The organism is Bradyrhizobium sp. SHOUNA76 (assembly GCF_023006445.1).
Taxonomy (GTDB): domain Bacteria; phylum Pseudomonadota; class Alphaproteobacteria; order Rhizobiales; family Xanthobacteraceae; genus Bradyrhizobium.
This window is the reverse complement of the sequence record NZ_JALBHA010000203.1, coordinates 1-10,037: the sequence shown is the minus strand read 5'-3', so window position 1 is coordinate 10,037 and position 10,037 is coordinate 1. Positions and strand designations below refer to the sequence as shown.

Here is a 10,037-nt window from a genome sequence, read left to right as displayed (position 1 = left end):
AGCGCGTCCTCGAGCCCCTTGATGCGCGCGCTGGCCGAGGCAAGCGCCAGATGCGAGCGCTCCGCGCCGCGGGTGATGCTGCGCTGGTCGGCAACCGCGATGAAGAGCTGGAGGTCAACGAGGTCGAAGCGCATGGCAGGTCTCTCCTCAGCCTTCGTCCTGAACGAAGGTACTCTCCGTAACCTCCAGATTGTGCCGGCGCGCGGCTTCGGTCAATGTGCCGACATGATCGACCCGCTTCTCATCGTCATCGCCGCCGTCTTTCTGCTCGCCGGATTCGTCAAGGGCGTGGTCGGGCTCGGCCTGCCGACGGTGTCCATGGGGCTGCTCGCGGTGAGCATGACGCCGAGCCGCGCGATCGCCATCGTGATCGTGCCCGCCATCGTCACAAACATCTGGCAGACCTTCGTCGGCCCGTATTTGCGCGACATCCTGCGGCGGCTGTGGCCGCTGATGATCGGCACCGTGATCGGCTGCTGGCTCAATGCCGACGCGCTGACCGGCCCGCATGCGCGCTACGGCACGATTGTGCTCGGCGCCCTGCTCATCATCTATGCCGTGATCGGTCTGAACAAATTCCAGTTCTGCGTCTCCCCGCAGAACGAGAAATGGGTCGGCGGCGTGGTCGGTGTCGTCACCGGCGTGATCTCAGCTTCGACCGGGGTGCAAGTGATCCCGTCGATGCCGTTCATGCAGGCGATCGGCATGGAGAAGGACGAGCTGGTGCAGGCGCTCGGCGTGTTCTTCACGACGGCGACGCTGGCGCTCGCCTTCAACCTCACCGCCGTCGGCCTGTTGACGCCGGCCAATGCCGTGCCGGGCGCCGTGGGCATGGCCATGGCGTTTGCCGGCATGTTCATCGGCCAGTCGGTACGGGCGCGGATGCCGGCCGAAGCGTTCCGCCGCTGGTTCCTGATCGCGATGATTTTGCTCGGCCTCTATCTCGCCGGCAGCGCGCTCGCGAAGGAGTTTGGTTAAACACAGACCGTAGGGTGGGTTAGCCGAAGGCGTAACCCACCTCTTTGCTTTGCGCGGAAACAAACAATGGTGGATTGCGCTTCGCTAATCCACCCTACGCAGCCCCCGCGCCGCTTCCATCATTCGTTCGAATGACTTACCGCGTCTCCAGCATGGCGACGCGGATGCCGAGATAGATGAAGAGGCCGCCGAGCGCGCGGTTGACCCAGGCGATCGCGCCCTCCGACTTGCGCAGCCGGTGCGCGGCTTTCGCCGCAAACGCCGCCAACACCAGGCACCACATCGTCCCCGTGCAGATGAAGATCAGGCCGAGCGTCAGGAAGGCGAGCGGCTTATGCGGCGCATCGGCTGCGACGAATTGCGGCAGGAAGGCCAGGAAGAACAGCGCGACCTTGGGATTGAGCGCATTGGTGAAGACGCCCTGGAGGAAGACCCGCCGCAGCGAGCTCCGCACCGGCTCGTCGATCGCCGCCGCCAGCGCCGGGCGCGACCACAGCATCTGCAACCCTGTGACGACCAGATAGGCAGCGCCCACCAGCTTCAGGATCGAGAAGGCAGTCGACGAGGCCATCAGCAGGGCCGAAAGGCCGATTGCCGCAGCCGCGACATGAACAAAACAGCCGCAACTGATGCCGAGGGCGGCAGCGGCACCGCCCCGCCAGCCCATCTGCATGCTGCGGCCGATGACGTAGACGGAATCGGGCCCCGGCGTGATGTTGAGCAGCACCCCCGACAGGATGAAGAGCCAGATTTCGTGAATGCCCAGCATGCGAGGTACCCCTGCCGCCGTCCGCGGCGGTCGCAAACCCGCTTAGTCGGTTCATCCCTCCCCGTCCACCGCCGGGATTGCTTGGGATTTACCTCGAATTTGCAATGCGGATCATGCTTCCGCTCGGCCTCATCTGCTTTATAAAGGCAGGGTTCTTGAAATGCGGGATTCGAGGCGACTGCCACGCCGTGGCCGGTCCGCCCTCCCTTGGAGCTCCGAGGATATGGAAAGACGTCTGGCCGCCATCGTCTGCGCCGATGTCGCCGGCTATTCGCGCATGATGGGCAGCGACGAAGCCGGCACCCATGCCGCCTTCAAGGCCCATCGCAGCGCGATCCACCCCATTATCCTCAATCACGGCGGTCGCGTCGTCAAAAACACCGGCGACGGCTTCCTGCTGGAGTTCCCCTCAATCGTCGGCGCCACCGAGGCCGCGATCGCGATGCAGACGCTGATGGCGGAGCGTAACCACCATCTGCCGGCCGACCGCGCCATGCAGTTCCGGCTCGGCATCCACATGGGCGACGTCATCGCCGACGAGGACGAAGTATTCGGTGACGATGTCAACATTGCCGTCCGCCTGGAATCGGTGGCGAGCCCCGGCGGCTTCGCGATCTCGGCCAAGGCCTATCGCGAGGCGAGCAAGCATCTCACCGCGCTGCTGACCGATGCCGGCAACCATCGCTTCAAGAACATCAAGGATGCGGTCGGGGTCTGGACCTGGACGCCTGAGGGCGCACCGGCGCTCGCACCCGAGCTGAGGGAGGCATCCGCCCTCTCGCAACAGTACCGCACCGCGATCGTCGGCGTGCTGCCCTTCGCCAATCTCAGCGATGCCCAGGACGAATATTTCTCCGACGGCCTCACCGAGGATCTGATCCACGCGCTGTCGTTGCAATCTTTCTATCGCGTGCTGAGCCGCAACTCGACCTTCGCCTTCAAGGGCAAGAACACCAGCACGCGCCTGATCGCGCGCGAGATCGACGCCACCTATCTGATCCAGGGCTCGGTGCGGCGCGCCGGCGCCAAGATCCGCGTCACCGCCGAGCTGATCGCGCCGGAGACCGGCGAGCAGCTCTGGACCGGCCGCTACGATCGCGACATCGGCGACCTCTTCGCGATGCAGGACGAGATCACCACCAACCTGTCCGCCGCCATCGCCACCGAGATCGTCCGGGCCGAGGCCTCGGCGCCGGCGCGCCTGAGCACCGACGTGAGCGCCTGGGACCGCTTCCTCAAGGGCCTGTCGCATTACTACCGGCAGACCAAGGAAGACCTGGCCGCCGCCGTCGACCTGTTCCGGGAGGCCATCCGGCTCGATCCCAAACTGTCGATCGCGCACGCCTATCTCGCCACGATCCAGATCCAGAGCATCCAGTTCGGCTGGGTCAAGGGCACGCGGGAGATGTGGGCCGAAGCGATGAACCTCGCCGAAACCAGCGTCCGGCTCGACCCGCGCTCCTCCTTCGCGTTTTCGATCCTGTCCTGGGCTCACGGCATGGAGGGGCACTACGAGGCCGCGATGGACGCCGCCAAGCGTGCGGTCGCGCTCAACCCCTACGACAACGGCGCGCGCGGCGTGCTGGGCATCTGCCATTTCGTCATCGGCGAGCACCGCGAGGCGATCGAGCTGTTTTCGATGGCGGTGCAGCGCGACAACAGCGACCCACGCTACCAATGGGCGGCGCTGAACGCCTTCAGTCACTACCTGTTACGCCAATATGACGCGACCCTGTCATGGGCCCGCGAACAGCTCTACATCAACCCGAACCACATGCAGGCGCTGGCGATCCGTGCCGCGGCATTGGCTCAGATGGGACGGAGTGGCGAGGCGAGCGAGGCCGTCGGCGTGCTGATGGGAAACTATCCAACCCTGAATGTCGACAGGCACTTGCGCAACTTCCACTGGAAGCGGCCTGAGGACCTCGCCCATTACCGCGAGGGGCTGCTGAAGGCCGGCGTGCCGCTCGGCAAGCTGACCCTGGTGCAGAGCGACGTCAAACGCGCCGCCGAGTCCTGAACAGCGGCATGGGCGCTCTTGGCAGTCAGGGCTTGGCAGTCAGGGCTCTTGGCATCCCCTGACCGGTCCCCTGGCAAATCCGCACCGGCTTTTGTTGACACGACAGTGAATTCGGCCACACTTCGCTACACGCTGAAGTAGTATCACCTGCTGTCGGTTTGTTAGGACTTTCCGCGCTCTAACAGCGCGCCTGCGCATTTCGATTCGCTGTTTTCAGGATTTGGGCCATGCATCATCCCACTTCGAAGCCGCCCTTCGATCCCTCGATCCCGGTCTCGCCGAACAATCCCTGTCCGTTCCTGCGCGGCCTCGTCGGTGAAGGTTTCGTCGAGGGCGGGACCGTCCCGCTCAACACGCTCTCGCAGACCATCGCGAATGCGACCGGCGAGACGGGGCTGAAGAAGATCTCGGCCCGCATCCAGGTCCGCGGCGTTGCGCTCATCGCCAACGGTATCGGTCACATTCTGAAGAGCATCTGGTCGGGCGCGCAGCTCGACGCGCTGCGCGGTGGTCCGCTCGACAAGCGCGGCGCCGGCTCGCGCATCCTCAGCGTCGACGGCAAGGTCAACGAGGACGAGATCGCGCGGCTCGCGAGCTTCGGCCGGACCTACACCGACCCGAACACCGGCAGCAGCGAGCCCGGCCTCAACGCCGCGGAAATCAAGACCTTCATGCGCGACAACCTCAAGCGCGCCGGCAGCGCCGCACGCTGGTACTACCCGCTGCTGATGAAGTTCGAATGGCCCATCCTCTTGAAGATCATCGGCAAGGGCAAGAATGACGGGGAGCGTTATCTCAGCGTGGCCGACGTGCGCACGCTGTTCAACGAGCGCAGATTCCCCGACCGTATCAACCAGCGGATATTGTCGCAGCCGCTGCTGTCGGCCTGCCAGCTCCGCTTTCGCTGGGCGGTCGCGCTGACGGCGTTCGTCATCGGCCTTGGCCTCGTCGCACTGGTGGCCGTCGCCGAATTCCCCAACCAGGTCCGCGCCATGCTGCCGCAGAAGGGGATCCTCGTGAATCTTCTGCCGCCGCCCTTGCCTGCGGTCCCGGAGACGAAGGCCGCCTTCTGGCTCGAGCAGAACTGGTCGCTGAAGGACCGGCACTGGTTCCATCATGCCAGCCAGGGCACCGCGACCTTCCCGGTGCCCTACGAATGGTTCATGGCGTTGGAGCAGCCGCGGCTTCATCTGTTCTCAAAGCCGGGCATGATGAAGGACAGCACCTATCTCGAAGGCTTCGGCTTCATCCCGAGCCCGCAGTCGATCCAGACCGACATGACGACACTGCGCCGCTTCGGTTACGCCAATGTCTATGAGACGACGCAGGTGCCGGACTGGTCGACCAGGTGGACGCCGGCGGAGAACGTCGACGGCCTGCCGGTCGGCTTCGCGCGGATGTCCGGCGTCGTCGATCCCGCGACCGGCCGTCGCGAGGAGGACAAGATCGGGCTGACCTGCTCGGCCTGCCACACCGGCCAGATCCATTACCAGGGCGTGGACGTCCGCTTCGACGGCGGCCCAGCCATGACCGACCTGAAGAAGCTGGAACTCTCCACCGGCCTTTCGATCGCCTACACCCTGTACGTCCCGTTCCGCTTCCAACGCTTTGCCGATCGCGTGCTCGGCCCCGACGCCAGCAAGACGGACCGCGCCGCGCTCAAGCAGAAGCTCAGCGCGATCGGCACGTTCCTGATCGACTGGGCGAAAACCCAGCAACAGACGATTGAAGGCAAGAAGACCTGGAACGGCAGGCAGCAGCAGGACACAGAGGAAGGTTTCGGCCGCCTCGACGCGCTCAACCGTATCGGCAACCAGGTCTTCTCGCAGGATCTCGCGCTGAGCGGGGTCAAGGGATTCGAGAAGAACCTGCACGCCCAGGACGCACCGGTCAGCTACCCCCCGATCTGGACCGTGCCCTGGTTCAAGTTCGCCCAATACGACGCCTCGATTGAGCAGCCGTTGATCCGCAATGCCGGCGAAGCGCTCGGCGTGACCGCGCTGCTCAATCTGTCCGACGCCTATCCGGAGGAAAGGCTGTGGCGGTCCTCCGTCCACATCAGGACACTCGGCTGGATCGAGGACATGCTGAGAGGTCCCGATCCGTTCAAGCCGGCCGATCCTTCCACCGGTCCGAAGTTCGGCGGCCTGCTCGCGCCGAAATGGCCTTCGCAGATTCTCGGCGATGCATGGCGGCTGAAGCCGGATCGCGTCGAGCGCGGCCGCGCCATCTACGCCGAGATGTGCTCCGGATGCCACCTGCCGGCCGTCGACACTCCCGCCTTCTGGTCATCGAAGCATTGGGAGCCGAACGGCGACAGCAAGGTCCTGAACGCGGTGACGATCCCCCTCGACGAGATCAAGACGGACCCCGAACAGTCGCTCGTTCTCAGCAAGAGGATCGTCGATGTGCCCGGCTTCCTGAAGGTGAATACGGCCGACCTCCAGACATGGTGGCAATGCGAGGTCCCGACCGCGAGCACCTCGCCCAACGAGATGGTCTATGCGCTCGGCCTGATGACGGTGGTCGATCTCGTCGCCCGCAAATGGATGGACGACGAGAAGGTCACGGACGCCGAACGAGCGAAACTGTGGAATCTGGCGCGCAAGAACTGTCTCAATCCGGCGCCTGATCCGCGTTATCGCGCGCGGCCGCTGAACGGCATATGGGCCACGGCGCCTTATCTGCACAACGGTTCGGTGCCCTCGTTGTATTGGCTGCTGAAGCCGGCGAGCGAGCGCCCGCAAAAATTCTGCATGGGCCGCCGCGACTATGACCCTGACACCGTGGGCTTTGCGGTGACCGCGGACGAGAAATGCAAGACGGGCGAAACGCAGTTCTCGGCGGGGTCAGAGAAGGATCCGATCCAGGGCAACAGCGTGCTCGGCCATTCCTTCGAGCGCAAGGACGGCGAGCCGAAACGCCCCGGCGTGATCGGCCGCGTGTTCAAGGACGACGCCGAGCGCTACGATTTGATCGAATATCTAAAGACGCTGTAGCGGACCCGTACTTCGTCATTGCGAGCGAAGCGAAGCAATCCAGACTGTCTCCGCGGAAGCAGCCTGGATTGCTTCGTCGCAAGGGCTCCTCGCAATGACGGAGAACGAGGACTCCCTCGTCGTCACTGCCCTCTCACTTGAACAGCGGCGTACCCGGCACGAAGGCGTCGAAGGCGGCCCAGAACTGGGAGCGGTAGCGATCCTGTTCCTGGAGGATCTCGTGCTTGGCGCCGGCGATCACGAGATGGGAGCCGGCGCGCAAGTGATAGGCGAATTCCTCGATCGCCGCGGTGGAGACCACGGCGTCGTTGGAGGCCGCCAGCATCAGGATCGGTTGGCGGATCTGCGAGGGGTAGTTCACGCCCTTGAACGTGTTCATCGCGCGGAACGCGGTATCGGCCCAGGCCACGGTCGGTGACGCCAGCCCGAGCGTCGGGTCCTCCTCCAGGATCGCGGCATTGCGTGCATAGCGCACCGGATCGCTGGTCACGGGATTGTTGATGAAGGGATCGAGACCGGTGAGGCGATCGCTGCCGCCGGGGACGTAACGGCCGCCCTGCCCGAGCAGCCGCATCGTCTTGAGCAGCGCACGCACCGGAAACGAGGTGGTGCGGCCGGGCAGGTCGATCATCGGCGCCGACAGCACCATGCGGTCGAACCAGCGCTTGCCCGCATGCGCCACCCGCAGCATCACCGTGCCGCCCATGGAGTGGGCCAGCGCGAAGAACGGCGGCGGGCAATCCGGCAGCACCACCTGCTGCACGAAGGCCTCGACGTCGACCTCGAAATCGGAGAAATCGCGCACATATCCCTTGCGCGGATCGCGCAGGCGGCGCGAGGAATGGCCCTGTCCGCGCCAGTCGATCATCGCCACCGCAAAGCCGCGGTCACGCAGATCGCGCACGGTCTCGAAATATTTCTCGATCTGCTCGCTGCGTCCGGTGAAGACGCAGACGGTGCCCTTGCGGCCCGCCGGCGGCGCCCAGCGCGCAAAGCGCAGCTCGGCGCCATCGGGCGTCTTGATGGTGCCGCTGACGACGTTTTCGGGGACGGGATTGGACGGGATCGAGACCAGCGTCATGATTGGAGGTGCTTGGGCGCGAAGTGCTGCAAATCAAGGGGCCAAAGCGCCGAAAAGGCGCAAATGCCGCCCTCTTGAACGCCGTCTCGTTCCACCCATATCATCTTCGTGCAGGCCGCTACCAGTGTTTCGGAACCGGAACATGAGGCTGCACACAGACTAAAGCCCGGCCCGATTGGCGGGCGGGTTACCAAACAGTCGCTCAATGGAGGACTTGACCATGCGTAGCTACGATCTCACCCCGTTCTATCGTTCCACCGTCGGCTTCGACCGCCTCTTCAGCCTGCTCGACCAGGCCGGTTCGGACGGCAGCCCCGGTTATCCCCCCTACAACATCGAGCGTACCGGCGAGAACGCCTACCGCATCACCGTTGCGGTCTCGGGCTTCGCCAGGGATGAGCTCTCCATCGTCGCGAAGGAAAATACGCTGACGATCAAGGGCGAGAAGGTCGCCAACGAGAACTCGAAGTCCGAAGTGCTCTACCGCGGCATCGCCGCGCGTGCTTTCGAGCGCGCCTTCCAGCTCGCCGACTTCGTGCAAGTGAAGGACGCCTCGCTCGAGAATGGCCTGCTTCATGTCGATCTCGTCCGCGAGATTCCCGAGGCGAAGAAACCGCGCCAGATCGCGATCAACACCGGCGCACCGAAGGCGCAGGTGATCGAGAACTCGGCCGCCCAAGCCGCCTAAGCAGCACGCGACTTCCAGGTTGAGAAAACGCCCCGGTGCCCCGGGGCGTTTTTTTGCTTGTTCCGTCGTTGCCTCGCTAAACGTTCGCGAGCAGCCGGCTGGTTTTCGGTTGAACTGGAAATACAGGGTCGAGTCTGTCGTTCTACGTTACCGCCCACACTCCGTAACCTTGCTTACGCGTCTCGTGTGCGCCCGATCAGGACGTTTGTCACGGATGAGTGACCAAGCGTAACGCCGCCACCCCGGGCACCGTCCTTTGGACATCGAACACAAAATGAGACGGAGAACGATCATGACACTTTGGCGCAGCCTTTTCGTCGCCGCGAGCCTGCTGGTGGCCCCCCTCAGCCTCGCTCACGCACAGACGCCGCAGACCGTGAAGGCGACCAACGTCGTGCTGGTGCACGGCGCCTGGGCCGACGGCTCGAGCTGGTCGGAGGTGATCCCGATCCTCCAGGCCGCGGGCCTGCATGTGACGGCCGTGCAGAATCCGCTGTCGTCGCTTGCCGACTCTGTCGAGGCAACCAAGCGCGCGCTGGCCGAGCAGGATGGTCCCACGGTGCTGGTCGCCCATTCCTGGGGCGGCACCGTGATCAGCCAGGTCGGCACCGACCCGAAGGTCACCGGCCTTGTCTATATCGCCGCCCGCGCGCCCGATGCGAACGAGGATTTCGTCGCACTGTCCAAGCAGTTTCCCGCAGGCCCGGCCCGCGCCGGCATCGTCGAGCGCGACGGCACCACCAAGCTCTCGGAGGACGCCTTCCTGAAGTACTTTGCCAATGGCGTGAAGCCGGAGCGGGCGAAGGAGCTCTACGCAGTGCAATGGCCGACGGCGGCCTCGATCTTCGCCGGCCGCACCACGGAGGCGGCGTGGCACGCCAAGCCGAGCTGGTACGCGGTGTCGAAGAACGACTACACCATCAATCCCGATCTCGAACGCTTCCTCGCCAAACGCATGAACGCCACCGCCATCGAGCTCGATGCCGGCCACCTCTCGCTGGTGTCGCATCCGAAGGAGGTGGCGAATTTGATCCTGGAAGCGGCGGGGTATCCGCGGAGCTGAGCGGCGATCGCTTTCATGCAAAAGGCGCCCGAGATTTTCGGGCGCTTTTTGTTGTGCTCACTCTCACCCCGAGGTCGTCCCTGCGTTCGCAGGAATCCATACCGCGTGATCTATCGGTGGAATGAGTGCGCGTACAGGACTCCGAATCTTCGCCAAACTGCACCCTGGAGTTATGGGTCCCTGCGTTCGCATGCGTTCGCAGCGACGACAGCGTCAGTGTGGCTGGCGCCGTCACGCCAAACCCGCCTCGCTAATCCAGCCCCTGCGCCGCCGGCATCTCCTGCGTCGGCAGAATCGTTGGAGCCGGCTTGGCTTGGCCGACGGTCGGTCCGGCGGCCTGAGGTGCCGCCTCCACCGGCTTCGCCTGCGCGGCAGCGGTCTGCTGCGCTGCTTGAGCCTGCGGTGCTTGGGCCTGCTGCGTCGCAGGCTCGGCCGGCTT

Annotated in this window: 8 protein-coding genes and 1 pseudogene; 5 read left to right on the top strand and 4 right to left on the bottom strand. The window is 64.6% G+C overall.

The annotated features are described in order from the left end of the window. The coding region (locus tag MOV74_RS20565) for a LysR family transcriptional regulator (RefSeq protein ID WP_246926081.1) at window positions 1-134 on the bottom strand (134 nt) is incomplete at its 3' end. Window positions 135-225: 91 nt separating this feature from the next. Here MOV74_RS20565 and MOV74_RS20560 point away from each other — a divergent pair. Further along, the gene (locus tag MOV74_RS20560) at window positions 226-978 is read left to right on the top strand and encodes a sulfite exporter TauE/SafE family protein (protein ID WP_246926080.1); all 753 of its coding nucleotides are present in this window, start codon (window positions 226-228) and stop codon (window positions 976-978) included. A 136-nt stretch (window positions 979-1,114) separates the two neighbouring features. Here MOV74_RS20560 and MOV74_RS20555 read toward each other — a convergent pair whose 3' ends face one another. After that, window positions 1,115-1,747, bottom strand: a complete 633-nt coding sequence (locus MOV74_RS20555; RefSeq protein WP_246926077.1) for a LysE family translocator — start codon at window positions 1,745-1,747, stop codon at window positions 1,115-1,117. 223 nt (window positions 1,748-1,970) lie between these two features. Here MOV74_RS20555 and MOV74_RS20550 point away from each other — a divergent pair, with 223 nt between their 5' ends. After that, entirely contained in the window at window positions 1,971-3,767 is a 1,797-nt protein-coding gene (locus MOV74_RS20550; RefSeq protein ID WP_246926076.1) for an adenylate/guanylate cyclase domain-containing protein, read from the top strand. 227 nt (window positions 3,768-3,994) lie between these two features. Further along, entirely contained in the window at window positions 3,995-6,766 is a 2,772-nt protein-coding gene (locus MOV74_RS20545; RefSeq protein WP_246926075.1) for a di-heme-cytochrome C peroxidase, read from the top strand. A 133-nt stretch (window positions 6,767-6,899) separates the two neighbouring features. On the opposite strand, the gene MOV74_RS20540 is transcribed toward MOV74_RS20545, so the two are convergent. Continuing rightward, window positions 6,900-7,847, bottom strand: a complete 948-nt coding sequence (locus tag MOV74_RS20540) for an alpha/beta fold hydrolase (RefSeq protein WP_246926074.1) — start codon at window positions 7,845-7,847, stop codon at window positions 6,900-6,902. A 220-nt stretch (window positions 7,848-8,067) separates the two neighbouring features. Between MOV74_RS20540 and MOV74_RS20535 the strand changes: the two genes are divergently transcribed. Both MOV74_RS20535 and MOV74_RS20530 read left to right on the top strand, forming a co-directional pair. Continuing rightward, window positions 8,068-8,535 (top strand): Hsp20 family protein, encoded by a 468-nt coding sequence (locus MOV74_RS20535; protein WP_246926073.1) that lies wholly within the window; start codon window positions 8,068-8,070, stop codon window positions 8,533-8,535. A 292-nt stretch (window positions 8,536-8,827) separates the two neighbouring features. Continuing rightward, window positions 8,828-9,598: an alpha/beta fold hydrolase gene (locus MOV74_RS20530; RefSeq protein ID WP_246926072.1), complete on the top strand. Its 771-nt coding sequence runs from the start codon at window positions 8,828-8,830 to the stop codon at window positions 9,596-9,598. Window positions 9,599-9,848: 250 nt separating this feature from the next. Here the strand turns inward: MOV74_RS20530 and MOV74_RS20525 are convergent. Beyond that, a pseudogene (locus tag MOV74_RS20525) lies at window positions 9,849-10,037 on the bottom strand (hypothetical protein); the annotation flags it as partial.